This window comes from Streptomyces sp. NPDC047917 (genome assembly GCF_043204345.1).
In the GTDB taxonomy this organism is placed as follows: domain Bacteria; phylum Actinomycetota; class Actinomycetes; order Streptomycetales; family Streptomycetaceae; genus Streptomyces; species Streptomyces sanglieri.
Map to the genome: position 1 here is coordinate 190,838 of NZ_JBIDCA010000011.1, position 24,272 is coordinate 215,109.

The 24,272-nt window shown below is 68.1% G+C and carries 23 protein-coding genes, 1 tRNA gene and 3 pseudogenes; 8 read left to right on the forward strand and 19 right to left on the reverse strand.

Annotated features, from left to right (window positions below):
* Positions 1-39: 39 nt before the first annotated feature.
* On the reverse strand, positions 40-324 hold the full coding sequence (locus tag ACGF8B_RS26815; RefSeq protein ID WP_392743362.1) for a hypothetical protein: 285 nt from the start codon (positions 322-324) through the stop codon (positions 40-42).
* Between the two features lie 567 nt (positions 325-891).
* On the opposite strand from ACGF8B_RS26815, the gene ACGF8B_RS26820 reads away from it, so the two are divergent.
* Complete coding sequence (locus tag ACGF8B_RS26820; RefSeq protein WP_392743365.1) at positions 892-2,706, forward strand: CocE/NonD family hydrolase; 1,815 nt, start codon at positions 892-894, stop codon at positions 2,704-2,706.
* A 318-nt stretch (positions 2,707-3,024) separates the two neighbouring features.
* Here the strand turns inward: ACGF8B_RS26820 and ACGF8B_RS26825 are convergent.
* Positions 3,025-3,109: transfer RNA gene (locus ACGF8B_RS26825), tRNA-Leu, on the reverse strand.
* A 263-nt stretch (positions 3,110-3,372) separates the two neighbouring features.
* Here ACGF8B_RS26825 and ACGF8B_RS26830 point away from each other — a divergent pair.
* Positions 3,373-3,586 (forward strand): annotated as a pseudogene (locus ACGF8B_RS26830) (acetolactate synthase); the annotation flags it as partial.
* Between the two features lie 131 nt (positions 3,587-3,717).
* On the opposite strand, the gene ACGF8B_RS26835 reads toward ACGF8B_RS26830, so the two are convergent.
* Entirely contained in the window at positions 3,718-3,852 is a 135-nt protein-coding gene (locus ACGF8B_RS26835) for a hypothetical protein (RefSeq protein WP_392743368.1), read from the reverse strand.
* Here ACGF8B_RS26835 and ACGF8B_RS26840 point away from each other — a divergent pair.
* The gene (locus tag ACGF8B_RS26840; protein WP_392743370.1) at positions 3,832-4,989 is read left to right on the forward strand and encodes an IS256 family transposase; all 1,158 of its coding nucleotides are present in this window, start codon (positions 3,832-3,834) and stop codon (positions 4,987-4,989) included. The two genes, ACGF8B_RS26835 and ACGF8B_RS26840, sit on opposite strands and share 21 nt — an antisense overlap.
* Positions 4,990-5,052: 63 nt before the next feature.
* Here ACGF8B_RS26840 and ACGF8B_RS26845 read toward each other — a convergent pair whose 3' ends face one another.
* The 16 genes and pseudogenes from ACGF8B_RS26845 to ACGF8B_RS26920 form a co-directional block, all read right to left on the reverse strand.
* On the reverse strand, positions 5,053-5,715 hold the full coding sequence (locus ACGF8B_RS26845; RefSeq protein WP_392743373.1) for a class I SAM-dependent methyltransferase: 663 nt from the start codon (positions 5,713-5,715) through the stop codon (positions 5,053-5,055).
* A 1,025-nt stretch (positions 5,716-6,740) separates the two neighbouring features.
* On the reverse strand, positions 6,741-7,130 hold the full coding sequence (locus ACGF8B_RS26850) for a VOC family protein (RefSeq protein WP_392743376.1): 390 nt from the start codon (positions 7,128-7,130) through the stop codon (positions 6,741-6,743).
* Between the two features lie 113 nt (positions 7,131-7,243).
* Positions 7,244-7,816: a DUF6262 family protein gene (locus ACGF8B_RS26855; RefSeq protein WP_392743378.1), complete on the reverse strand. Its 573-nt coding sequence runs from the start codon at positions 7,814-7,816 to the stop codon at positions 7,244-7,246.
* Positions 7,813-7,998, reverse strand: a complete 186-nt coding sequence (locus tag ACGF8B_RS26860) for a hypothetical protein (protein WP_392743381.1) — start codon at positions 7,996-7,998, stop codon at positions 7,813-7,815. Before ACGF8B_RS26860 ends, ACGF8B_RS26855 begins: the two co-directional genes overlap by 4 nt.
* A 138-nt stretch (positions 7,999-8,136) precedes the next feature.
* Positions 8,137-8,583, reverse strand: coding sequence for a pentapeptide repeat-containing protein (locus ACGF8B_RS26865; RefSeq protein ID WP_392743383.1), 447 nt, complete (start codon positions 8,581-8,583; stop codon positions 8,137-8,139).
* 1,187 nt (positions 8,584-9,770) lie between these two features.
* A complete protein-coding gene (locus ACGF8B_RS26870; protein WP_392743386.1) occupies positions 9,771-10,361 on the reverse strand; it encodes a hypothetical protein in 591 nt (196 codons plus the stop codon).
* 218 nt (positions 10,362-10,579) lie between these two features.
* A pseudogene (locus tag ACGF8B_RS26875) lies at positions 10,580-10,816 on the reverse strand (hypothetical protein); the annotation flags it as partial.
* Between the two features lie 433 nt (positions 10,817-11,249).
* On the reverse strand, positions 11,250-11,543 hold the full coding sequence (locus ACGF8B_RS26880; RefSeq protein WP_392743388.1) for a hypothetical protein: 294 nt from the start codon (positions 11,541-11,543) through the stop codon (positions 11,250-11,252).
* A 458-nt stretch (positions 11,544-12,001) separates the two neighbouring features.
* Entirely contained in the window at positions 12,002-12,550 is a 549-nt protein-coding gene (locus tag ACGF8B_RS26885; protein ID WP_392743391.1) for a hypothetical protein, read from the reverse strand.
* A gap of 205 nt (positions 12,551-12,755) precedes the next feature.
* Entirely contained in the window at positions 12,756-13,319 is a 564-nt protein-coding gene (locus tag ACGF8B_RS26890; RefSeq protein ID WP_392743394.1) for a DinB family protein, read from the reverse strand.
* 715 nt (positions 13,320-14,034) lie between these two features.
* Positions 14,035-15,303 carry an MFS transporter gene (locus ACGF8B_RS26895; RefSeq protein ID WP_392743397.1) on the reverse strand — a complete coding sequence of 423 codons (1,269 nt, stop codon included), beginning with the start codon at positions 15,301-15,303 and terminating at the stop codon, positions 14,035-14,037.
* Positions 15,304-15,386: 83 nt separating this feature from the next.
* Positions 15,387-16,130 carry a sulfite exporter TauE/SafE family protein gene (locus ACGF8B_RS26900; RefSeq protein WP_392743400.1) on the reverse strand — a complete coding sequence of 248 codons (744 nt, stop codon included), beginning with the start codon at positions 16,128-16,130 and terminating at the stop codon, positions 15,387-15,389.
* Positions 16,127-16,492, reverse strand: a complete 366-nt coding sequence (locus ACGF8B_RS26905; protein WP_392743402.1) for a rhodanese-like domain-containing protein — start codon at positions 16,490-16,492, stop codon at positions 16,127-16,129. The genes ACGF8B_RS26900 and ACGF8B_RS26905 overlap by 4 nt, the downstream gene beginning before the upstream one ends.
* Positions 16,493-16,591: 99 nt before the next feature.
* Positions 16,592-17,721, reverse strand: a pseudogene (locus tag ACGF8B_RS26910) (rhodanese-like domain-containing protein).
* Positions 17,722-17,934: 213 nt separating this feature from the next.
* Positions 17,935-18,516: a rhodanese-like domain-containing protein gene (locus ACGF8B_RS26915; protein WP_392743405.1), complete on the reverse strand. Its 582-nt coding sequence runs from the start codon at positions 18,514-18,516 to the stop codon at positions 17,935-17,937.
* A gap of 134 nt (positions 18,517-18,650) precedes the next feature.
* Positions 18,651-20,036, reverse strand: a complete 1,386-nt coding sequence (locus tag ACGF8B_RS26920; RefSeq protein WP_392743407.1) for a rhodanese-like domain-containing protein — start codon at positions 20,034-20,036, stop codon at positions 18,651-18,653.
* 523 nt (positions 20,037-20,559) lie between these two features.
* Here ACGF8B_RS26920 and ACGF8B_RS26925 point away from each other — a divergent pair.
* The 5 genes from ACGF8B_RS26925 to ACGF8B_RS26945 all read left to right on the forward strand — a co-directional run bounded on the left by ACGF8B_RS26925 (position 20,560) and on the right by ACGF8B_RS26945 (position 24,245).
* Positions 20,560-20,802: a metal-sensitive transcriptional regulator gene (locus ACGF8B_RS26925; protein WP_392743838.1), complete on the forward strand. Its 243-nt coding sequence runs from the start codon at positions 20,560-20,562 to the stop codon at positions 20,800-20,802.
* Between the two features lie 1,283 nt (positions 20,803-22,085).
* Positions 22,086-22,757, forward strand: coding sequence for a hypothetical protein (locus tag ACGF8B_RS26930; protein ID WP_392743410.1), 672 nt, complete (start codon positions 22,086-22,088; stop codon positions 22,755-22,757).
* Between the two features lie 407 nt (positions 22,758-23,164).
* On the forward strand, positions 23,165-23,296 hold the full coding sequence (locus ACGF8B_RS26935; RefSeq protein ID WP_392743412.1) for a hypothetical protein: 132 nt from the start codon (positions 23,165-23,167) through the stop codon (positions 23,294-23,296).
* Positions 23,293-23,760, forward strand: coding sequence for a hypothetical protein (locus ACGF8B_RS26940; protein ID WP_392743415.1), 468 nt, complete (start codon positions 23,293-23,295; stop codon positions 23,758-23,760). Before ACGF8B_RS26935 ends, ACGF8B_RS26940 begins: the two co-directional genes overlap by 4 nt.
* 101 nt (positions 23,761-23,861) lie before the next feature.
* Positions 23,862-24,245 (forward strand): hypothetical protein, encoded by a 384-nt coding sequence (locus ACGF8B_RS26945; protein WP_392743418.1) that lies wholly within the window; start codon positions 23,862-23,864, stop codon positions 24,243-24,245.
* Positions 24,246-24,272: the final 27 nt, after the last annotated feature.

Genomic DNA, 24,272 nt, shown 5'->3' on the forward strand with positions numbered 1-24,272 from the left:
TTGCAGCCGGTGAGCACACCAACCGATCGGGGTATCGGGCTATCGGGCGACAGGAGCCGGCCGGGCCCCTTCCCTGGACGAGGGCCAGTGGACCTCCGGTACCGGTGCCGCACACCGGCCCTGGTACCGGATCATTCGCTCCAGGGCCAGAGGTACGAGCGGCATGATCGCTGTGCCGACGGCCGCGGTGAGACCCATGGCCAGTCCGCCGCAACACTCGATGTAGATGGCCATGGTCGCGGTCGCCGTCGCGGTCGCGGTCGCCGTCGCGGTCGCGACGAGGCTGAGCGCCCCTTGCCCGCCGACGCGCACGCCGGTGAACACCGATGAACGCCATCGTGAGACTGGGCGCGCCCGTGACCTGTTCGGCTGCCAAAGACGTGAGAAGTCCGGCCAGTTGGCGTTGCTCCGCGTGGTTCAGCTGGACGAGTACCCCTCCTCGATGCCGCCTGTCCGCGGATCACCTGTTCCAGCTGCGCCCGCCCGGCTGCCGTCAAGCCGACCATGACCGGGCGGCGGGGCGACATAAAGGGCCTTTCCCCTCAGGCGGCCCTGATCTCGTCGTGGATCGGGCGGACTGCCTCGACGCCGGCCGGGCACCCTGTCGGGGGCGTCAACCGGTCATCGTTGCGTCATGGCCCGGTCGCGGCCGTCGTGACCGGACTTCGGCAGTGGCCGCACCCTCTTCGGGCCTGTTCGCAGAAGGCCACCGGCCGAGCCCGGCCCGTCCGCGGAGTACACCGCTGCCGGGACCACAGGCTGGGGGTTCTCCATCCGATCGAGTGCGGTCGGTCGCCCTTCCGTTTCGGTGTGTGCACCCCTGTCCATGATCCGCCTGGCGCCCGGCGGGCGTCCTGGTCATCCAGCCACAGAAGGAACGGAGCGGTTCACATGACTACAGAAGGCGGAGAGCCGGTCGCGTCGGTCACCGACGCGACCCTCGCGGACATCGCTGCCAACGGCATCTGGCGCGGCGCGAGCCTCGACATCAACCCGTCGGTACTCGCCGTCGCGAGGGCCTTGCTCGCGGCGCTCCAGGGGACGGCCCCGGCCGGGGCGCTTCCCGAAGGGCTGCGGGAGCTGGTGGAGCGGGTCCTGCGGCAGGCCGGGGTCAGTTTCCCTCGCATTGCCGTGACGGACGAGATCGGCCTCTCCGCGTTCGCGATCAAGCAGAAGACCTCGGAGCCGCGCCCGGTGGTGATCGTGCCCGCCGGGTGGAACCCGTACGGCTGGATGCCGTTCATGGTGGGATACCTCTCCCTGGCGGCGCGCGGCTACCACGTTCTGGCGTACACGCCCCGCGGATTCGGCGAGCCGGACGGGCCGTTCACGTCCGACGGGTTCATCGGCGTCGCCGGCCCGGACGACTGGGCGGACGGGTCGAAGGTGATCGACCACGCGGAAGGGCTGTTCGCGCCGAGCAGGGTCGGGTTCCTGGGCCTGTCCTACGGTTCCGGGATCAGCCAGCTGGTCGCCGCGCACGACGAGAAGAACCGGGTCGCCGCCGTGGTCGCCCTCAGCACGTGGGGCAACCTGGCCACCAGCCTCTACGACAACGGCACCCGGCACGAGAAGGCCGTGGAGCTGCTGATCAACTTCACCGGAGCCGAGAAGGGCAAGGAGAAGGAGAAGTTCGACGACGCGACGTGGCGCATCCTCCAGAACTTCCAGGACGGGCAGAACATGGAGGAGGTGGTGGAGTGGGGCACCGTGCGGTCCCCGGAGACCTACGTGGACATCACCAACGCCCGTGGGGTCCCGACCTTCTACTCGAACACCTGGCACGAGAGCCTGTTCCCCGCGGGTGAGGCGATCGCGGCCTTCGAGAAGCTCACCGTCCCCAAGCACCTGAACCTGTGGATCGGCGACCATGGCGCCCCGGAGGGCGTCGGCATCACCGGCATGCCGAGCGGCACCCCGTTCTGGGGCTACCTCAAGCCGACGACGGAGGCCTACGCCTGGCTCGACCACCACCTGCTCGGCACGGCCAACAAGGTGCCGGACTGGCCGGTGGTCAACAGCCAGGTGATGTTCACCTACAAGACCAAGCCGACCGGAACCGGCGGCGACCGGATTGACGAGGCAGCACAGCGCGAATCGCTCCGTTCCTGGTCCGAGGCCACCACCGGCACCGAGGCCTGGTACCTGAGCGGCACCGACGGGGACGGCGAGGGCGCCCTGTCCGACAAGCCGTCCACGGGCTGGAGCCGGGCGTTCACCGCCGGGGACGAGACCACCGCCACCGCCATGGACGACATCATGGAGACCGGACAGAAGGAGTGGTTCGGCAACCCCAAGACCTACGACCCGGCCGGCTTCGACCGCGACCGGCTCCTTGTCTGGTCCACCGAGGAACTGGCCGGCGGGCGCCGCATCCGCGGCGCCGCCAAGCTCAGGCTCACCGTCCGCGCCGAGGTGGGCGACGCCGCGACCCTGGTCGCCTACCTCTTCGACGTGGGCCCGGACGGCACCGCCCGGATCATCACCCACGAACCCCTCACCACCACAGGCCTGGTCACCGGCACGGACCGGACCGTCGACTGGACGCTCCAGCCCGCCGCCTACGACCTCGCCGACGGCCACCGCCTCATGCTGGTCGTCAACAGCCGAGACCGCCTCTACGCGTTCACCGGCAAGCAGGACGGCACCCTCACCATCACCTCCCCGACCGGGCACGAAGCCGCCCTGGAACTGCCCCTCGGCTGACCAGCACCCCGGCGCCGGCCGGGCGGGCCCGCGCGCACCGGACCCGCCCGGTCGTCCTGCCCCTACGACAGCGTCCGGCTCCCGGCAGGGCAAAGCCACGCCCCCAGCCATGGGCGCGCGATCTTCCGCCGCGAGTCCGTCGACTTCGCCCAGGACCGGCATCCGCCGCTGGCAGGAACTCCGCATCCGAACGGCACAAACAGATCTGGCGCTGCTGCGAGCTCGCAGCAGCGCCAGATCGTGTCCACCACAACAACAAAGCCGGTCACAGTGACAAAGTGTCTCTGTGACCGGCTTCATTAGGTCGGTCGACCATTGTGTCCGAGGGGGGACTTGAACCCCCACGCCCGATAAAGGGCACTAGCACCTCAAGCTAGCGCGTCTGCCATTCCGCCACCCGGACCGGGTGGTCGGCCCCGGTTTCCCGCGGCGACATGGAAAACAATACCAGGGGTTCTGCGCGCCTCTCACCTGCGTTTCCGGTGGTCAGTGCGGCGCGTCGGGTGCACCCTGCGGCACTCTGCCGACTTCACCCACGCTCCGCGGTCGCATGCGTACGTTCGGTTCGAGCGCAGGACGGAGTCACTCCTGGGCCCGCCGCACGTCGACATGATCTCCAGGGCCCGCCGCACGTCGAGATGGCGTCGCCCGCCCCCTGCCGGTGGCGGGCCGTACCGGGCCTCGACCCGTACGGCCGGGGACCCCGATGCAGTGGCGGGGCTCGCGGATCTTCTCGTACACGCCGAGTAGCCGGCAATCCTGCTGTGCGGCCGGGTGCGGACGGCACGGGCGACTGACAGCGCGGTGGTGCTCGTCCGCGCCAGGAACGTCCCACGTACCTGAACAGGCCGGCCGCGACACCGTGCCGTCTGGTGGCCCTCCTCGCCGGTCGCGGGGAGGGCCTTCGCGGGCGGCGGCCTGGGGCGTCTCTTCCGGATCTTGCCGGCTCGGGCGCGGGGTATGACGGGGCCCCGGGCGCGGTTGCGTCCGGGGCCGGTTCTTGTGCTGGGGTCAGTGCTTGGCGTTCGAGACTTCGGTGCCCTTGGGGGTCAGGAAGAACACGACGGCCGCCACGGCGAACAGGAGGCCGCCGCTCTGGAGAGAGTGGGTGAAGGCGTCGGTCGCGTGGGTGGCGAGGGCGGGCACCAGTACATGGCTGAGTTGGCGGGCGAGCGGGACGAGGCAGGTCGCCGTCTGGTGGTCCGCAACGGCCACCACCGCGAGCGGACGGTGACCACCGCCGCCGGGCCGATTGCGGTGAAGTCACCGCGATTCAACGACAAGCGGGTCGAGGGCGACACGGGCGAGCGCAAGCGGCTCTCGTCCAAGATCCTCGCCCCCTGGTGCGGGAAGTCCCCGAAGATCAGCGAGATTCTGCCCCTGCTCTACCTGCACGGTCTGTCCTCCGGCGACTTCATACCCGCGATGGAGCAGTTCCTCGGCTCGGCCGCTGGGCTCTCGCCGGCCACGGTGACCCGGCTGACCAAGCAGTGGAGCGACGACCACGCCGCCTTCCAGAACCGGGACATGTCCGGATCCGACTACGTGTACGTGTGGGCCGACGGCGTCCACCCCAAGGTCCGCCTCGGCCAAGCACACTCCTGCGTCCTGGTCCTCATGGGTGTGCGCACCGACGGCAGTAAGGAGCTGATTGCGCTCGCCGAGGGCCTGCACGAGTCGACCGAGTCCTGGGCCGACCTCCTGCGGGACTGCCGCCGACACGGCATGCGCGATCCCGAGCTCGTCGTCGGCGACGGAGCCACGGGTCTGTGGCGGGCCCTGGCCAAGGTGTTTCCGCAGGCCAGACATCAGCGGTGCTGGGTTCACAAAACCCGGAATGTGGTCAACGCCCTGCCGAAATCGGCTCAGCCCAGCACGAAGAAGGCGCTGCAGGAAATCTACAACGTTGAGGGCCGCGACCACGCCGGGAAGGCGGTGAAGGACTTCGGGCGTGCCTACAGCGCGAAGTGGCCCAACGCTGTCAAGAAGATCACCGACGACGTCGAGGAACTCCTGGCGTTCTACGACTTCCCGGCTGAGCACTGGGTCCACCTGCGCACGACGAATCCGATCAAGTCGACCTTCAGCACGGTAAAACTGCGGACCAAGGTCACCCGCGGCGCCGGCAGCCCGGCCGCGGCCCTGGCGATGATGTTCAAGCTCGCCGAGTCCGCCCAGGCCCGCTGGCGCGCGATCACCGCACCCCACCTCGTGCCCTTGGTCCGCACGGGCGCCCGGTTCGAGAGTGGCGTCCTGGTTGAACGTTCGCGGGGCGCTGCCTGATCTTGTGGCGGCTGGTCGGACAGGGCAATTGCTTAGACAGGAGTGGTGCTGCCATGACGGAGGTCAGCCGGATTGTGCGGCCTCACGCTGACGGAGCACGTCGTAGCCCACGAACTCAAACAGTCGGGCGCTGGTGCGCAGGGGTTGAGGAGTGCCGGTGAACCGGTGCACACCGACCCCGTAGCCAGCACCCGGTTCGGACAGCCACTGCAGTTCGAAACCCTGTTCGTCGAACCAATCGCAGATCATGGGCACTCGGTCGGGGGCGGCACGGTTGCGGGTCCAGATGACGGTGCCACCGGTCTTGCACAACTGGTTGCAGGCGCCGATGGTGCCCTCGATGTCGCTGTCGGTGATATTTCCGAAGACACCGCAGACCAGAACGAGGTCCGCGGGAGTCATGTCCCGGTACTGGTCAATGAGAGAGGCGTCGCCCGTCACTACCTCGACCTGGTCCAGCTTTGCCAGGCGGGCCGCCTCCGAAGCCGCGGCGGTATTGCGGGAGTCCAACTCGACAAGCCGCGCCCGCACCTCGTGGCGGCGCGGATGATCGGACAGGACGTGGAGGAGGTCGCGACCGTCCCCGGCGCACAGGCTGATCACCTTCAACGGTCCGGCCGGGGCATCGTCAAGGGCAGCCCAGGTCTGCGATTGAACGGTCCGCAGCCTCCGTTCCATCCAGGAGTCCGCTACGTCGTACTTGCCATGCCAGGCGTTCCAGTCCATTGCCGCACCCTACGACTGACCACGAGCCGCAGACGATCCAATTTCGATCACCGCAGGGGCAACCGCTGCAGCAGCCAAAAACGAGCCACAGCCCGTCAGCGTAAGGACTGGCGGTTCCCACGGAGCGGGGAACGCTGGTCTCACGTTGACGCGGCACGCTGATCATCCTTGCCGAGGGACCAATAGCCTGTTCAGTCCCTCTCAGTCCCTGCGGCATAAGACCAGGTCACAGCGTTGCCAGCCCCCAGAAAGGGACCGAAGTGACTGAGTTTTCCAATGAGGCCAGAGCCTACAGGGGTGCAGGCATTCCCCGGCTCTGGTCCCTTCAGTCCCTTCACTGCCTGGGAAGTTGAGAGGTCTGCTCCTTGGACAAGCAGGTGATCGGCTCGGTCGGCCGGACGTGCCGACCCTGACGGAGGCTGGAGGGACTGAAGGACCGGGACTCAGTTGGACACTGTTCAGTCCCTCATGGAAAAGAGCAGGTCACAGGGGCTTTGGCACTTGATCGAGGGACTGAAAGTCTCAGTTATGAGCCGCTCGGGGTATAGGGCACCTGTACTCGCGTGCGCGCATACACACACGTAATGACTGGAACATGGATTTTGAGTCCCTTCAGCCCCTTGCCCAGGCAGAGCAAAACCCTCTGAGCTGCGCCTTTATCGAGGGACTAAACCAGGGACTCGGGCGGCCAGGGCGCGGTCGGCCTGATCCAGGACGCCGGACCAGACGTCGCCGTGCGCCCCGCCAAAGGTGTCAGCCACAGATCAGCGTGCGAATGGGCAAATAGTCACGTCCCGACAGCTGCACCGCCCCACCCCGATATTGACCCCGTTAGGGCCAATACCCCCAACCGCCCGCCCGATCAGGCGGCGTCGAACTGGGTGGGATCCGGAGCCCCGCCACTCCACCCACAGGGGATCGTCCAGAATCGACTCAGGGTCAATGATCCCGGCGGCTTCGAGGAACACGGTCAAGTCGTGGTCTTTACCGAGTCTCGAAGTTTCCGTGTTGGTTCCGACCTGGAGTCATGTGTTGCGTAGGTGTCCACGACGAAGTGATTTCGGGGGATTGAAAACGCAGAACTCATTGCCCTCCGGGTCGGCAACGACGATCCAGAGGAAGCCGTGTTCGCTGAGTTCTTCGGAGAGCCTCGTAGCGCCCAGCTGTTCGAGGCGGTTGGCCTCGGACGTCAGGGCTGCGGTGCCAAAGTCGAGGTCAAGATGCATGCGGTTCTTGCCCTGCTTTGGTTCCGGGACGTGCTGCAGGAGAAGGGTTGGTGCAGGAGCAGGCCCGACCAGGCTCAGGTATGGAGGTCCGTGGAAGCCGCGACGGTAGTCCAGCGGGGCGAGTGCACCGAGCCAGAAGTTCGCTTGCGCTTCGATGTCGACACAGTCCAGCGTCACAACGATCTGCATGGAGGAACGGTAGGAGGCTGGGTTCGCCTTGACGATCCATTTTCCGGTGGGACCTGGTGAGATGTGCTGCACAACAGATCAGGCATCCGCTGAAAGCCCTGGTTCGAAGGTCATCATCGGTCCTGTTCGAGACTTTGCGCTTCAAGATCGGCAATGCGTCTGTCCGCGAAGCGGAGGTTGGACCGAGCTCCTTCGAGCCGCTCCTGGAGTTTGCGGTGTTCTCCCGTCAACTGCTGGACGCGTCGTTTGAGGGTGGTGTTCTCAGTGATCAGGAATTGGACGGACTCACCGGGGACCATCTGGTCGAAGTCGCGGATCTGGCCCATCAGCTCGCCGATCCACTGCCGCCGGGCGAGGGCCTCCTTCTGGGTGCGGGTGAGCCCTGCCTCAACATTGAGTGCGCGCTCGCGCCAAGTCGCTTCGACGTGCTCGTGCTCGGCTTGACCATGGCGGTCGTGACGGCTGCGGCTGTCGGCGACCGCGTTCTTCACCAGTCTGCGGGCGGCAGTGTTCTCGCAGAGAAACGTGGCGGAGACGCCCGCTCGCTCGGCGACGGCCCGGACAGCCAGGCGCCCGCGTTCGCGCCGCAGCTGACCAATGGCCTTCTCGACAGTCGCGATCTTCTGCTCTGCCTGCCGTCGGCGGGCAGCGATGGCTGCTGTGGTGGAGGTGGGGCCGGAGCTCATGCGACCCCCTCGGTGTCGGCCCGGGCCAGTTCGTGGGCCCGGAAGGCGGTGGACCACACCCGGCCGAAGTAGTCCTGCGGGCGGCGAAGGTCCAGAGCCAGGGCCTCGTCCAGGAGGTCGACGGCTTCGAGTGCTTCCTCCAGGCCGGCGATCGCGCGGGCTGGACCCGGGACAAGCGGCAAGAGGCTCTTTGCATGCTGCCACCGAGGGCCGCCGCCCAACTCAGGGTGCAGATCGAACGGCTGGACGAAGTGCTACTCAGACGGACACACCACGAACCCACAGCAGATTCAGAGTCGGAGTGGTGGCACTGGAGGTGGTCAGCTGTCCTTCACCGTGACGCCGATGTGCTGAGCGAGTGCCGGGGCGAGGTCGAAGAGCTGGAGGGTGCTGATGGTGGCGCCCTTGAGGGCTTCGACGCCGGAGGTGACGCCCAGTGAGGTCGCCTCACGCAGGTCGACCCGGGCGAGGGTGGCCTTGGTGAAGTCGACCCGGGCGAGGGTGGCCTTGGTGAAGTCGACCCGGTCCAGGGCCGTTCCCGGGAAAGTGACACCCGTGAGGGTCGCGCCGGCAACGTCCACCTCGCGCAGCAGGCAGTCGGCGACGGTGACGTCGCGCAACTGAGCCGCGCGCAGGGTGACCGAGTCGAACTTGCAGTGGTGGAAGACAGTGCGGCGCATCTGGCTGCCGTGGAGCTGGGTGCCGGCCAGAAGGCTGGAGCGGCACTCGGTGTCCAACCAGGTTGTCTCGGCGAGGTCGCTGCTCACGGTGCGGATGTTGTCCAGCCACACGGTGTCCAGGCGTGCGCGCCGGAACCGGCCGCCGGTGAAAGGTCACCGAAGACAGGAAGCACTCGCTGAAGCGCGTCATGCCGCAGTCGGTGTCGTCGAAGGTACAGCCGTCGATGTGGAGCCACTCGTAGACCTCGTCCCGCTCCAGGTCGTCGGTGAACGGTTCGAGGCGGTGTGGGAAGGGCAGGGACGGCAGGTCCCGGGGGGTGGGTACGTGCATCGGCGTTCTTCCAGGGAGGTCACGGGACACCACTGATGCGCAGCGGTGAGGCAGCGCAGGGGTGCGGGGGATGTCTTCATGCTTACCCGCACCAAAGCAGTCCCGGCCAATCGCGCCGGCGGCGAAGAACCAGCAGTGAGACCGCGCGGTCTCACTGCCAGGAGAGCGACAGAATCAGCAAAAGAGGCAAATGAGGCATTGATGCCGTGTCCCTGGTCACGGCCGATGGTGGAGGCGAGTCGTCCGGCACCTGGCAGCCGCGCCCAACACCAAGCGTGACCTGGGCATTTGCCCTTCGGCGCCGGCGGAGCCGTTGCGTGAGGACGTCCTCGTGCGAACGGAGCGGCTTCGGCAGCTACCACGAAAGGCCACCACCTGCCTGGTCACCGACCGGCGGCACCTGGAGCCGATACGCGCCCGGCGACCACACGCGGTGGACTACGAAGACACCGCGAGTCCGGGCTGGGCGACGGCGCCAACTGTCTCGTCCTGTGCCCCCGACGGCAGTCGTGCTGTGACGCTGTGATCCCGGGTTCCGCAGTCCTTTTCCAATGAGAATTCACCCCTTCCCGAGAATCACTTGAACGTTCGCAAGTGGCCGGTGTGCACGCTTTTTCGCGGCTGCTCACCGAACGAAATTCGCTGCGGTTTCTCGTGAACGCAGCCAGGCGGGGCGTCAGGTGTGGTGTCGGGTGGGGTCGAATCCGTGGTGCAGGTAGAGGGTGGTGTCGTGGGTCGGGGCGCGGACCGTAGCCCGCCCTTCCAAACGGTCGTACGCGCCCGGCTCATGGTCGGTGAACCTTGCGCCACAGGGTGGAGCCGTAGTTGACGTTCTTCCGGTAGGGACTGTCTGGAGTGCGGGGGCAGGGTTCAGAAGGGCAGTGAATGAACCTTCAGCTGCCGACACCTTCAGGAAAGGGGGCGGGCCACGGTGGTGCTGTGGCTACGAGAAGGTGGGCGCCTCCTTCGCCAGACTGCCCTCGTGGACCTCCAGCCACTCCCGCAGGTTCCCGCAGCCGGTGAGCCCCCGGCCCGGGTAGTCCACCCGGTAGCCGTTCGTGTTACCCGGCAGGCCTGTCTCCAGGCACTGTGCGGCGTAGGGCATCGTGAAGGCGATGCCGTGGGAGTTCTCCCGTACTGCCTTGCTTTCATGGCTTTGCAGGATCACCGCCGCCGAATTCGCCTTCGCCGCCAAGTCGTCGGTGCCTGACATGAGTTCGGCGACGATCGTCGGATCGCGCCGGGACTTCGTGTCAAGTCTTTCGAAGCGCTGCATCAGGAAGCGCATGCGGGCAGAGGACTGGATCAGTTCGCCGTAACGGGTCACCTGTTCACGCGCCCGGTCACGGTCCTGCCGGCCGGCCGCCTCGATCCGCGTCGCTTCCAGGATGCTTGCCGCCTGCTTCTCTCCCGTTTCCAGAACGCCCTGCGCCTGGAGGTGCCCGGCCATAACCGTACCGATGACGGCTGCAAGCCCGACGTAGGTGGGCGCATGGGCCCTAAAGTGTCTACTCAACTGCGCTGCTGTCAACACGAATTGACTGTATCTCTCATGTGCGCCGCCCATGCCCCGGACAGTTGTTCTCCTCGGTTCTCCGACCAGGGCAGCCAGGGACCCCCGCACGTAGCGGCCCGTCATTGACGTCAGTGCCCGGCAGGGCCGATCCCTGACTGTCACCAGCGCCCGGGCACCCGGCGACTGGATATCCGCTCTTCCCCAAGACGGTCGGCACTGCGACTCCTTCGCGGTCGGACTTCGATGAACGCTACGACCACCACGGTGCCCAGGGCGCTCACCCAGTACAGCAGGCGCACGTGCTCGACTTCGTCGGCGTACTCACGCAGCCGAGGACCGGTGGTATCGCCAGGAGCGGCTCGCCAACATCCGGGTTGACGGAGACGACGACCAGGGCACGGTCCAGGGCGTGCAGCTCGGCTTCGCCGGTGATGGCCGTCCAACTGCTTGGTGGCGGAGTCGGAGAACGCGATCTGGGCGCGGCGCGGGCTGTGCGGTGCCGTGCATCAGGCGCTGGTCGGCGCTCTCGCGGGTCCGGGCCGCGTACGCGCGCAGTCCGTCGGCGGCGGGCTCCAGTTACTGCCGGGCGGTGGTGTCGGCGGGGGCCGGCCGGTCGCTCATCGTGGCTTCCAGGGCGCGAACGGACGTGTGCCACCACGGTATCGGGCGGGCAAGGGCTCTGAGGGCTGCTCCGCACCAATGCAGTTGCTTTCGAGCCGGCTGGTCCGTTGAAAGCAGACCACCGAACTGCGCGAACACCGGGGCGCCGGCAGGCCCGTGCCTCGCGCTCAACCGCCTTGACCTCCCTACAGCAGGTCCCCCTGCTGGGTGGCCGAGGATGCATCCCACCACCGTCCTTGATGTCCACTTCGCAGGTGCGCCGGTCGTAGGACTGGACATTGGGGATCAACAACACTCCGGCAACCAGCTCAGAGTGCTCGACGGCGAGCCAGTCGTCGCCGTGATGGGATCGTCGGCCGGCCCGAACGCCTTGGACGAGTAGACCGTCCGACACCCCAACGTCACGCTCTCCTTGTCGACCGCGCAGGCGTCCACCGCAGGGTCGGAATATTCATCGGCGCCGTCGAAGCGGAATCGGAAGTGGGCCCGGTCACCTTCGGAGAGCACCCGCAGATGGGGTTCAAGGCGCCGGTCGACGACCGCGGCGGTGACGCCGAGAGGCTGCCCATCCGTGTCCACGACCTGCACCCTGACGCCGGCCTTACCGCGCTCCGCCGTCGTGTCGGTGCTTGTGGGCCGGGTGCTCAAAGCAACTGCATCGGCGTGAGAGGCCCCCGCTCCCTCTCCAAGGCTGGGCAGGAGGCACGCAGCTGCTTGCCCCAGCTTGGCGGAACGGGAACTGCCCACGGGCATTCAAGAAGCCCAACGGGCGGCCGGTGCTGCGGATCCGGGCCGGACGAGGGTCGGTCGAGCCGGGCCGCTGGGTCCTCAACCGGGCCAAGAGGGCCAAGCCCAATCGGCGAGCAGGGAGACCCGTGTTCAAGCCGGCCCCTTCGCCGCCCCGACGCCGGCGACAGCCCCCAGCGGCCACCGGCTTCGCGATGTCGTCCGGGTTCTCCCGAGCGCAGGTCACACACCGTCCCGCGTCAGGTGGGATCTCCACTGCTCCCCGGACGGCACCGTGAACGGACGGGCAGTCACGGCTCAGGCTGCCACTTGTCGAATACCCAGCCTGGGTAAGAGGTGCCGAGGTACGGCAGGTGAGCGTCCCAGTCCGAAGGTGTCAACGCCTGTACGGGTTGCAGCGTGATGCGCCTGTCCGAGCCGACGTTGAACCCCCAGGAGAAGCCGACCAATGGCTGAACTCGCCGTGCAGTGTCGTCCATGGGCGTCCATGCAAGGTAGCTGTGGGCCATCCAGTCGAGGGGATCCCGCCTGGCGCGGGACGGCGCATCGAACAAGGTGGGGTTGATTCCGAAGAACGCGTACGGCGACGGCGCATCCTCGAAGAGATAGAACGGGTCCATGTCAAAGGCGGCCCCAGCGGAGGAGTTGTCCGTCGAACGCACCAACTGGACCCAGCCGAAGAGTGCCCGGTAGCCCTTCCCCGGGTAATCCACCTCAGCTGTGCAGCTTGGGAAATCACGGGACGAGGGGTGCTTGCCGATCGCGACGGGGTCGTCCACCCGCTCGACATTCACCGTCAGCGAGCCTTGTATGTCGTCACGTAAGAAGGAGGTGATCACGGCTGCACCCTGCCACTCGGTCGCCGCACCGGGAAGAGCCCGTACGAGAGTGCGGCAGCCGGTAGAGCAACTGCATTGGCCACTCCGCGCCACCCGGGCGGGAGCGGGCCGGGAGCGCGTCCGCACCCGCCGGCCCGCCCGGGACCGATCCCGGCGGTACGGAGTCCACGTAGGTTTCCGAAGCTCGATCGCCGGTTACCGAAAGTCATATTCGGTGCGGTACGGCTCCGCCCTGCCAGCGGTGGAGGTCGCGCAGCAGGGAAATCTCGGCGCCGTGATGGATCAGCTCCTTGTTGACGTGCAGGACGATGCCCTCCAGGGGAAACCGCTCGGGACCCATCGCGGGCGGATTGTCCAGGTCGGCGTCCGAGAGTTCGCGGACCCCCGCGTTCCATCTCCCGTACATCTCATCGAGCTGCTTCAGCGCCTCGTCAGCGCTCCCCGCGTAGGCGAACGCCTCGGCGTCGAAGTCCTGGCCGTCGAAGTACCATTCGACCCGATAGGCCAGGCAGGAGACGATGATGTGCGCCAGCCGCCAGGCAATCGTGGTCACCGGCGCAGGCACCGGGGCAGGGGACGCGGAGTCCATCGTCCATTCCCCCGAACCTTCCGACATCGGTGCGGCCGACGTACCACGTGGGCGGATGCTCCAGCAGCCGCGCACCGGCTCCCAGAAGTACTCCTCGTCGGTAAGACCCTCCAGCCGTGGCCGCAGGTTCTTGCGCCAGTACCAGTCCAACTGCTCCGCGAGCCGCTCGCTTCTTGTCATTGCCGCACACTACAGACCCGTCGAGCAGAGTGATCGTCGCCGTCTGCGGTCGTCCTCACTGTCACAACCCCGCAGGCAGTCATCGCTCGTACTGTTCCGCTGGTGTACCCGGCATCTGCTCAACTGCAGGCGGCGGGGGCTATCCGATCCAGGCAATGTCCAGGACGGAGGTGCCGAGTGAGGGGGGTGATCACATAGACGATGGACAGCTGCCCGACGGACGTGGCACGCAGCCGCGGCCCGCTTGAGCCGGATGCATTGTGAGGTGCACGTCCGGTTCTGAGGGGGGTGCGGCGCAGTAATGCGCCGCACCTACCCGACCACCAGCCAGTGTGATCAGGGGGCTCTGGAGGTACGTATGCCGCGGCCCTCGCGGTCGTCCCGGTCTCCGGTGAAGAGCTCGACGAGATGCCGCTGCCCGCCGCGAAGGCGATCGAGAATAGTCGGCAATGCCCCAGTTCGACCAGGGGGCAACACCAGTGCCCATGCGTCTCGCCCTCCAAGTGCCGTACCTGTTGGCGCTTCGGCGTGCCCGGTCGGTTCGCAGTGCAGCGAGGCGGGCAGGGCGGCCACCCGGCCCTCGCGCGTCACGACAGGTGAGGGCCTACCGTCAGTGAACGCCCCGGCCGTCGCTACGGCGCCGAAGTTTCCGTCGTCCGTGACCAAGCGCCGTCACTCGGTTCGGCGAGAGCCCTTCGCTGTTGTGGAGTGGGGCTCAGTGTGTGGTGTGGTCGGTGATCCAGCGGGCGGCAAGGAGGCCGGAGGTAGTGGTGAGGGTGGCGGCGGCGATGACGGTGGCGTTCAGGCCGAGGGTGTCGGCGAGGATGCCCGCGAGGAGTGCTCCGGCGGCATAGCCGATGTCGCGCCAGAACCGGTAGGTGCCCAGGGCGTTGGTGCGCCAGGCGGGGTGTGCGTGGTCGGAGACGGAGGCGATGAGGGCGGGGTAGACCATGGCGGTGCCCAGGCCGAGAACTACGGCGGAGAGGATGCCGGCGAGCAGGGGCTGGTCGAGTAGGGCGAGGGCGAGGAGGAAGCCTGCCGCTTGGACGAGCATGCCGGTGATGATGAGGGGTTTGCGGCCGATGCGGTCGGCGAGGTGGCCGGCGGGGATCTGGCCGATGCCCCACAGGATGGGGTAGATGCCTTTGATGAGGCCGACGGCGGCGAGGCCGAGGCCGTGGTCGGTGAACAGAAGAGGGAAAACGCCCCAGGTGAGGCCGTCGTTGAGGTTGTTGACAAGTCCGGCCTGGCTGGCGCCGCGCAGTGAGCGCTCACGCCAGGAGGTACGGACGAAGGCGGCGGCCAGGGTGGTCATCTCGCTGCTCGGCGGGGGCTTCGGGTGCTGGGCGAGTTCGAGGGCCACGTGGGCGGCGGTGTCCCGGACGGTGAGGGACAGGGCCAGGCCGGAGAGGACGAAGACGACGCCGAAGAGTTCGGGCAGCGGGCGTAGGCCGTAGCTGGTGGCGAGGTAGCCGGTGAGCAGTGCGGTGGCGCCGACGGCGGTGTAGCCGGCGGCCTCGTTGAGACCGGTGGCGAGTCCTCGGCGGGCCGGTCCGACGAGGTCGATCTTCATGTTGACAGTCATCGACCAGGCCAGGCCCTGGTTGAGGCCGAGCAGGACGTTCGCGGCGATGATCCAGCCCCAGGAGGGCGCCCAGGCGAGCATGAAGGGGACGGGGACGCCGAGCAGCCAGCCGGTGAGGAGGAGTTGCCTGCGGCGAAAGCGCGCGGTCAGGGCTCCGGCGGCCAGGTTGGTCAGGGCCTTGGTGAGACCGAAGGCGATGATGAACGAGAAGACCGCCAGGTCGCTGGTCAGGCCGAAGACGTCGGTGCCGATGAGCGGCACGGTGGTGCGTTCCAGGCCCACGAGGCCGCCGACCGCGACGTTGACGACGACGAGAAGGGTGAACTGAAGCCGGTTCTCCCGCAGCCCGAGGCGCACGGCAGGTCCGTCGGGCCGCTGCGTCGTGGAGGTCGTCGTCATACGTGGGCGTCCTTGCGGTGGTCAGGTGGTGGGGCCGGCCCGGGAGCCGGCGTGGTGGGCGGGAAGGCGGCGCCCAGAAGGGATCAGATGAACGCGTCGGCGAGCATGAGGACCGCGACCGCGAGCAGCGCGTGGGCGAAGACGCGCTGCAGTGTGGTGCCGCTGAGCCGTTGTGCGTAGCGTTTGCCGTCCCAGGCACCGAGGATCGCGGCGGCGGTGAAGGGGGTGATGACGGCCCAGTCCAGATGTACTCCCGTGCCGGCGCGGGCGCCGAGCGCGGCGATCGAGTTGATGGTGATGACCAGCAGGCTGGTGCCGATGGCCCGGCGCATGGGGAGGTTGAGCACCCGCGCGAGGGCCGGCACGGCGAGGAAGCCGCCGCCCACGCCCAGCAGCCCGGTCACGGCGCCGAGGCCGGCCCCGGCGGCGCCGGCCTTGACGGGGCGCACTTCGCCCGTGGCCGGGGCGGGTGCGGGGCGCAGCATGCGCAGGGCGGCGAGTCCCGCGACAGCGGCGAAGGCGATGGTCAGTCCTGCCTGGGGCAGATGGCCGGCGGCCGTGCCGGCGAGCATGGCGGGGATGATGCCCGCGGCAGCGAACAGCAGTCCGGTCCGCCAGGCCACGTTGCCGTCCCGGGCGTGTCCGGTGAGCGCGGTGATGGACGTCAGGGTGACGATGATCAGACTGGCGGTGATCGCCTCTGCCGGAGGCATGCCGATCAGATAGGTCAGGGCAGGGACGGCCAGGACGCTGCCGCCGCCACCGAGACCGCCGAGCGCCAGGCCGACGACGGCTCCGGCGGCGAGTGCGAGGATCAGGGCGGTCATGCCACCGAGCCCTCGTTGCCGCTCGCGCCGACGACCGGGTGGCCGGCGGCAGCCCACTGCTGCATCCCGCCCTTGACGTCCACCACCTCGACGCCGCGCGCACGGAGGAGATCGGCGGCCTTCTGCGAGCGGTTCCCGCTGCGACAGATCACCACCAGCGGCCGTCCCTGGGCGGCCTGCGGCAGTGCCGCACCCGCGACCAGAGCGGACAGCGGTGCGTGCACGGCGCCGGGTGCGCGCCCGGCGTCCCACTCGTCCTGCTCGCGTACGTCCAGCAGGACGTCCGGGGCGTGGGCGCCCCGGGTGCGCCGATGGGCCTCCTCGACGGTGACACGCCTCGTGTCTCGGGAGAACAGGGACATCACAGGACCTCTCGTATGCAGTCGTGCGGGAAGTACATGCGGGTATCGGGGGTGGCCACCGGTGTCCGGAGCCGTGTGCGGTGTCTGCCGGCTGTCTGCTCAGTCGGTGACGACGGGCAGGCCGGCCGCGGTGGCGGAGTCGAAGCCGTCGTCGACGGCGACGACGTCACGGCCGGCGGCGTCGATGAGCGAGGCGGCGATCGCGGCGCGCATGCCGCCCGCGCAGTGCCCCCCAGGACCTCGCCGAGCCGCTGGTGCAGCTGGTGGACCGGGATGTGCACCGAGCCCTCGATGTGTCCGGCGGTGCGCTCGGAGTCGCGGCGCACGTCCAGGACGACGACGTTCTCTGTTCCCTGCTCGGCCAGGCCGGCGAAGGCGGAGCGGGGGAAGGACGCCAGGGAGGTGCCCTCGTCGGTCCAGTCCTGCGCAGTGCCGATGGCTGCGGCTTCGGGCCGGTCGATGCCGACACGGACCATCTCGCGCTGCGCGGCGGCCGGCTGCTCGGGGGATTCGGCGAGCAGGGTCACCGGCTTGCCCCATGGGACCATCCAGGCCGGGTAGGTGGCGATCTTGCTCTCGGCGGCGAAGGAATCGACGTCGGTGGTGAGCGCCGTGTTGGCGGACTTCTCCCGGCCGATGGTGGTGTGGTCGCCCTCGGCCTGCGCGGAGGAGCAGAAGCTGCCGAAGCCGTGCGTCGGCAGAACGGCCGTCGCATCCGGCAACTTGGCTGCCGGACGGTGCGCGGAAGCGTGCTGCGCTCGGGCCGGCTCCTCGGTCAGCCGGGGCTCCACCAGGTCGGGGCGGCCCACGGTGCCAATGAGCAGCGAGCCGCCGGTGAACGCGGCGACGGCGGCGCCCTGCTCCTCCAGCACGTACGCGGTGTGGTGCGGGGTGTGCCCCGGGGTGGCGACAGCCCGCAGCACGAGACCGGCCTCGACGGTCACAGTGTCGCCGTCGGTCACCGGCACCCGGGCAGAGGACACGCGCGCGCCGGCCGGCACCAGGTAGGACGCACCTGTGATCCGGGCGAGCTCCGGACCACCGGTCACGTAGTCGTGGTGGATGTGTGTCTCCACGGCTTGGGTGATGCGCACTCCGCGCCGGGCCGCCGCCGCCAGGACCTGGTCGAAGTCCCGCGGCGGGTCCACGGCTACGGCCGCGTCGGTGCCGCCGGCCAGGTAGTGACGGTTGCCAAGCCCCTTGAGCTCGATGGTGTCGATGAAGAACACGAAGCTGCCCCCCTTTCTCGGAATCCCCCGGTATCCAGTTGCACCAAATATACCCAGGGGGGTATTTTCGCATGGCGGTGCGTGACGCGGCTCTCCCCCGGTGCGTGAGGGCAGGCGGCCCTTTCGCTTCTCGGGTGTGCTCCTGCGCCGCCTCGCCTGGGCCGCGGCAATCCTCGATCGGAGGTACCCCCGACCAGGGCGAGTGCGGGAGGCTCAGGGGTTGCGCAGGGAGTTGATGACGGTGCGGATGTCCGTACGCGGGCCGCGATTGTAGGGCAGCTTGGACAGCATCATGCCCATGGCGCAGGTGTTACTGAGCGCGGCGAAGGTCAGTCCGGCACCGATTGCGGTGCCGATCAGGTGTACGCCGGGAACGAAGAAGCCCACGACGCCGCTGACGAGCACGATCGAGCCGGCTATGAGGCGGACCTGACGTTCCAGTTCCCAGCGCTGCGGGCCTCGGTCGACCGGGGCGCCGGAAGCCTCCCAGGCCATCATGCCGCCGTCGAGGACCCGCAGGTTGGGCAGGCCCGCCTCGGCGAGAGCCTCCTCGGCCTGTGTGGCGCGGGCTCCGGAGCGGCAGACCAGCACCACGTCCTCGTCGAGGTGTCGCCCCAGCTCCATGCGGTGCTCGCGCAGGGTGTCCAAGGGCACGTTGTAGGCGCCAGGGATGTGACTGGTCTGGAACTCGCCGGGTGTACGCACGTCGAGCAGACGGGGGCCGTCGCCGGTCGTGATCAGGTGCTGAAGGACGGCGGGTGTGAAGGCGGAGGTGCGGGAAGCATCGGCGGTCATGAGAACTACTCCGTGGAGAGAAGGCGGAAACAGGGACGGGAAGTGGAGAGGCGGCGCACCCGCACATGGGGCGTCAGGGCACGTGGAAGTCCCGTGCGCGACGCCGGCAGCCGAGGAAGAGGGGCGATGTCGCGTCAGGCGGCGGGCGCGTTCAGAAGGGCCCAGGCGGTGTAGCCGCCCAGGACGTCGGAGACGTCGTCGAAGCCGTGGTGGCGCAGCAGGCTCGCGGCGATGGAGGAGCGGTGTCCCCCGGCGCAGTGCAGGACCAGCGGCTTGTCGCGAGGGATCTCGTCCAGCCGACCGGGCAGTTCTCCGAGGGGGATATGCAGGGCGTCCTTGATCGAGCCGGCGTCACCACGCTCGCCGCAGTTGCGGACATCGACGACGACCGGCGGGTTCTTTCCGTCCAGTTCGGCGCGCAGCTGGGCCGCGGTGAGGCGGCTGGCCGGGGCGATCTCTTCGGCCATGGCGGCCATCGCCTCGTCGGGGGAGGCAAGGTATCCGGCGGCGCGGTCGAAACCGATCCGGGCGAGCCGGGTGGCAATCTCCTCCTCACGCCCCTCGGGCGCCACGACCAGCAGCTCAGCGCCGAGCGGCAGGACGGTGCCGGCCTGCTCGGCGAACCGGCCGTCGGCCGGGACGTTGACCGCCCCGCGCACATGACCGGCGGCGAACTCCTGCGGATCACGCGCGTCGACGACCACTGCCCCCGCGGCACGGCGGGCCAGGAAGTCCTGCGCGTCCAGCGCCCTCGGCGCGCTCGCCGGGTCGAACAGAGCACGCTCCCGGCGGTTGAGGTCCGCGTCGTAGGCGAAGTACCCCGGAGCCGCCGACTGCCCGGCGGTGACGATGGCAACGAAGTCCTTCTCGCTCATCGGCGCACAGGCGTAGTTCGTCGTGCGCTGCTCGCCGATCGTCGACTGCCGCTCGGTGGACAGGTTCTTGCCGCAGGAGGAGCCGGCGCCGTGCGCAGGGAACACGCGCACCTCGTCGGGCAGGGCCATCAGTTTGTGCTGCACGCTGTCGTGCAGCATCGCGCCCAGCTCGTCGGCGGTCACGCCGACGGAGGCGAGCAGGTCGGGGCGGCCGACATCGCCGATGAACAGGGCGTCTCCGGTCAGTACCCCGTACGGGACCGTGTCCGCGGCGCGCTCGTAGACCAGCACGCTGATCGACTCGGGGGTGTGCCCCGGAGTCTCCATGATCTTCAGCGTCACGTCGCCGAGGCTGATGGTGTCGCCCTCGGCCAGCTTGCGGATCTCGTATTCGGTCTCGGCCCGCTGTCCGTAAGCGATCCACGCGCCGGTACGGGAGGCCATCTCCAGGTGGCCGGCGACGAAGTCCGCGTGGAAGTGCGTGTTGATGACCCCCACCACGGTGAAGCCGCGGGCCCCGGCATCGTTCAGGTACTCCGACACGTCCCGGCGCGGGTCCACGACCACAGCCTGGCCAGTGGTCTCATCGGCGATCATGTACGACGCCTGGGACAGGCACTCGAGGTAGTACTGCGAGAAGAACACGGGAACCTCCAGAACAGATGGGTCTGATACCCCTGGGGGTATTCATCAGGCCAGAAGACGGCCCGGCGCGAGGGTGGATGCGCAGGGCGGGGGCACGGCTCACGGGACCCGACTCGGCCTGTTCGGCGACGACCGCGAGCCCCGGACCACAATGGATACCCCATGGGGTATTACGTCTTCGACCGTACGGAGCCCCACTCGCATTGTCAAATACCCCTGGGGGTATCAAGACCATGAGGGGTGCCCGCCAGCGGGCACGCCCGGGGCGACCAACTGCGGACGCTGTGAAGCCTGGCGGGATGACCCACAGCACGAGGCCGCCGAAGCGCGTCTTACGAGATGAGCCTGCGCGGCCGACACCGGCGGACCACCAGACCCCTCCCCGCAAGGGCGACCACCTCGACGCCGCAACACAGACCCCGCACCCAGACCGCCGGCCGGACCGACTCAGCCGGGATTAATACCCCACGGGGTATTGTTGCCGAGATCGAAGGAGGATGACGTGCAAGTGGACGAAGAGTCGATGCGCCCCGTCCTGAACCGCCTACGGCGGGCTCAGGGACAGCTGGCTGCGGTGATCACGATGATCGAGGCAGGACGCGACTGCAAGGATGTCGTGACACAGCTGGCCGCCGTCTCCCGCGCCTTGGACCGGGCCGGATTCAAGATCGTCGCCAGTGGAATGCGGCAGTGCCTCGCGGGAGACCCTGACGCCCCGCCCATGTCACAGGAGGAACTGGAGAAACTCTTCCTCGCCCTGGCATGACCGTCAGTGGAGCACGCGACCCGGCTGCCGGCCCTCAACACCCCAACGCGCACGACTGATCCCACAACGATCGTTGCGTCAACAAGATCAGCAACCGGCCACGTCGAACCCTGCCTCACTCAGATCCCTGAGCCGCGAGGAGCGCCGAGTCGATCACTGGCGATCAGGACTCTGCCTCACGCACGGCCCGGCTCGCCCTCACCGCCTGTCAGGCGCAATCACCCACCGCAACCGCCGCTTCGCCTGGCACCAGGGCTTGAGCATTGCCCATGAGGACCCCGCAATGGCGACCGCCGTCCTGCACACCGTGCGCCCCAGAGCCCCGCCAACTACAACACGCTGAACTCGACAGGGAACACACGCGGTCGGTGTACAGCTTCGTCGTCAGCCGGCCGCCACAGCCAACGAGCAGCAGCCCACACCGGAACGTGTGATCACCGTGCCGACGCCGGAAGACATCCAGCTCGATCGCCTCCATCGGCAGCATCAGCGGCTTCTCCGACCGGATGCCGGGCTGCCAGGGCACGGGCCCGGGTCACGGATGACGCGGCCCGTGACTGCGCCGCAGCGAAGTCGAGCCGACCGTCCCTCCAGACCACGGCCTCGCCGTCCAGCACCGTGCCTGGGCTGAGCTGCATGCCGGCGACGGCCAGGTCCATCCAGTGCTGGGTGACGACTCTGCCGGACCGGGCGTACAAGATCACGGTGTCGTCGGTACGGCGCAGCACGGTTCTATGGCCGTCGTTCTCCAGAATTCGATGTGTCTCATGGGACAGGTTGGGAGTTGGACAGGTTGGGAGTTGGACAGGTTGGGAGTTGGACAGGTTGGGAGTTGGTTTCCGACAACGAGACTTGGCCTCCTGACAGTGAGGTTCGGTCCCACTTGACGGACTTTGGGGTGTCGCCGAGATAAGCGCCGAATCCGTCAGTGGTCCCGGCGGGCAGCCGGGCGGGCTGAGACGGGTGCGCAGCGCCAGTACCAGGCAGACCGTGGTCGCGGCGATGGCGAGTGAGGCGGGCAGACGTGCCCATGAGGTGCCCGCGGCCGGCGATCGGGCGGCGAGCAGTACCACTGCGGTTGCGGCGGCGGCTGCCAGTGCAGGTGTCGCCTGCGGGTGGTCGGGCGGTGTCTTCAGTCTTGTCCGGCGGTTCTGGCCGTTGGGTTCACGGGAACAGGCGGCCGGTCTTGCTCTGCGGCTGTGTCCGGGATCTCCCGGCTGCGGGATGCCTCGGTGCGGCGGATGCGGTCGACGATCAGCTCGCTTCGGGGAGAATCGGCCGTCATGTGGAAGAACAGAGCCGTGATGCTCGCCCTGTTGATGTCAAATGTCGTGCTGCTGGCGCTCCTGGTCGCCAAGTACATGTCCGAGGGTGATGTTGCGATAGGCAAGGCCGCCCCCCGAGATGCAACTATCAACCTTCCTGAACTCAAGGGCGGGGCAATCCTGGCCGCGAATCGGTGGCCGGACGCGTGCGCGTTCGTGGACCAGGAGGAGATCAAGGCGATCCTCCCTGGTGCCAAGGACATCAAACAGGAGAGCCGTCCGATCAGCGCCTTGTCGATCAAGGACTTCGCTGCCGACTCCTCGTGGAAGGAGAGTGACATGTCCCAGTCCGGCCAGTGCCTCTACAGCATGCGCCTTCCGGGCGAGACCTACGCCGCTACCCAGTTCTGGTTCCGCATCGAGGCCGTGGCCGACCCCAAGCTGATTGCCGGCTACGCCGATCGCGTCGTGCCAGGATCCCCTGTCGACCAGGGTGGAACGGGCGCGGATCGCTGCGTCATCACCGGTCCCAGCGAGGGAAGTTGGAACTGCCGCAAAGGTACTCTGCTGTTCACCGTGGGCGGGCAGAGCAGTGTGACCTTCAAGGACATGCCGGCCCCAGCACCTTTCGTCTGGCGGGACGATGTGCTCCCTGAGTTCGTCCGGACTATCACCGCGAAGATCAAATAGCTCTCCCACAGGAGTGGCAGAAACCACGTCATCTGCGGGGCTCGGGCGCAGGACCAGCCATCTCTATGCGGCGATCAGCGGCTGCTTCCTTGACGGGGCGACGGCTGCTGGTCCCGCCGGCCATCTTGCCGTGCAGGAGACGTCATTGCCTCCGGGCCGGGTCGGTGGGCGCCCCGGCCCCTGGAGCGTCGCTCGCCACGGCCGTTGGGTACAGCAACGGCGCCGATCCGGATCAGATACCGGCAGAGCGACTCGATGGCCGCCCAGTCCCGGTCCCCTGCCTCAAGCTGGCCGGCACCCCCAAGGCGGACCGTCCGCTGGTCGGGATGTGTGACTCCGCCCGCTGTCCGCAGGCCACCCATCACCCTTGTCACCGTTCCGTCTGGGCCGAGCACGCAGAGCGCACCGTGACCTTCCTCGGCCAGCTCGGCACCACACGCAAGGCCGAACGCACCCGTCTCCAGGCCGACTACGACCAGGCCCTCGGCGTCGTCGCCGAGATCGATGCCTCCAGCACCATGGACGAGGAGTCACCATGAGGATTTCCGCAGTCCAGCGGACCGAGAACGAGAACCGCATCCGCGCCGCCATGGACCGGCTCCTGCGCGGAGAGATCCCGCCCGGCGGAAAGTGCGACATCAAGACCCTCGCCATCGAGGCCGCGGTCGATCGCACCGCGTTCTATGGCACCCGCCCCTACTCTCACCTCCGAGTCGAGTTCGAGCGACGGGTCCAGGCTCTCCAAGACGCTGGCGAGACCCCCGACCCTCGTGAGGCTCAGATCGCCCGGCTCATAGCAGAGAACTCCAAGCTCAGGAAGCGGCTGGCCCAGTCGGAGCAGACGATCGACGCGCTCTCGGACTTCCGCACCCAGGCCCTGGCCCGGCTCGCCGCCCAGCACGAGGAAATCGTCCGACTCCACGAGGCCGCCGCGAAGGCCGACGGTGTCACCCGACTCCCCACAAGCCGCGCAGCGACCAAGGTCATCGGGTCGTGCAGCTGATACGTGCTGCTGGATCATTCCCCCTCCGAGCGTACGGCGGGGCAGTAGCATGATGAATCTCTCAAGTACCGGCGCTTTAGGGGGTTTACATCGTGTCTGGGATGTCCGATGCAGTGGACCTGCAAGTAGTTGTCGAAGGCCCGCAGGCCACGTCCCGCGTTATGGGGCTGAGCGAGTGGCTTGGTTTGGAGGATGAACTGCGGGGGCGGGTACGGCCCCTGCGGCGTGCACCGAAGCCGGGAGAGATGGGCGCGTCGGTGGAATTGCTGACGGTGGCGCTAGGCTCGGGCGGTGCGGTGGCGGTGCTGATTCAGTCCGTGTGCACCTGGCTTAACTCCCGCGGTGCCGACGTAAAGGTCACCGTCAGCGCTGCTGACGGCCGACGTGTCGAAGTGGATATCCGCCGCGCTGCGGACCCGGCGGCGGTGCTGCGTGAGGTGGCCGAACAGTTCCCAGCGACAGGCGAGCAGCTCAGTGAGCCGTAAGCCGCACTTGGACGGCAAGCGCAGCCG

Bases quoted from the DNA above. Each gene is read 5' to 3' on its own strand.
- ACGF8B_RS26850 (WP_392743376.1), bottom strand. From the start codon at position 7,130: ATGCAGATCGTTGTGACGCTGGACTGTGTCGACATCGAAGCGCAAGCG.
- ACGF8B_RS26820 (WP_392743365.1), top strand. From the start codon at position 892: ATGACTACAGAAGGCGGAGAGCCGGTCGCGTCGGTCACCGACGCGACC.
- ACGF8B_RS26845 (WP_392743373.1), bottom strand. From the start codon at position 5,715: ATGGACTGGAACGCCTGGCATGGCAAGTACGACGTAGCGGACTCCTGG.
- ACGF8B_RS26855 (WP_392743378.1), bottom strand. From the start codon at position 7,816: ATGAGCTCCGGCCCCACCTCCACCACAGCAGCCATCGCTGCCCGCCGA.
- ACGF8B_RS26930 (WP_392743410.1), top strand. From the start codon at position 22,086: ATGTGGAAGAACAGAGCCGTGATGCTCGCCCTGTTGATGTCAAATGTC.
- ACGF8B_RS26915 (WP_392743405.1), bottom strand. From the start codon at position 18,516: ATGACCGCCGATGCTTCCCGCACCTCCGCCTTCACACCCGCCGTCCTT.
- ACGF8B_RS26925 (WP_392743838.1), top strand. From the start codon at position 20,560: ATGCGCCCCGTCCTGAACCGCCTACGGCGGGCTCAGGGACAGCTGGCT.
- ACGF8B_RS26940 (WP_392743415.1), top strand. From the start codon at position 23,293: ATGAGGATTTCCGCAGTCCAGCGGACCGAGAACGAGAACCGCATCCGC.
- ACGF8B_RS26895 (WP_392743397.1), bottom strand. From the start codon at position 15,303: ATGACGACGACCTCCACGACGCAGCGGCCCGACGGACCTGCCGTGCGC.
- ACGF8B_RS26905 (WP_392743402.1), bottom strand. From the start codon at position 16,492: ATGTCCCTGTTCTCCCGAGACACGAGGCGTGTCACCGTCGAGGAGGCC.
- ACGF8B_RS26900 (WP_392743400.1), bottom strand. From the start codon at position 16,130: ATGACCGCCCTGATCCTCGCACTCGCCGCCGGAGCCGTCGTCGGCCTG.
- ACGF8B_RS26945 (WP_392743418.1), top strand. From the start codon at position 23,862: ATGTCCGATGCAGTGGACCTGCAAGTAGTTGTCGAAGGCCCGCAGGCC.
- ACGF8B_RS26890 (WP_392743394.1), bottom strand. From the start codon at position 13,319: ATGACAAGAAGCGAGCGGCTCGCGGAGCAGTTGGACTGGTACTGGCGC.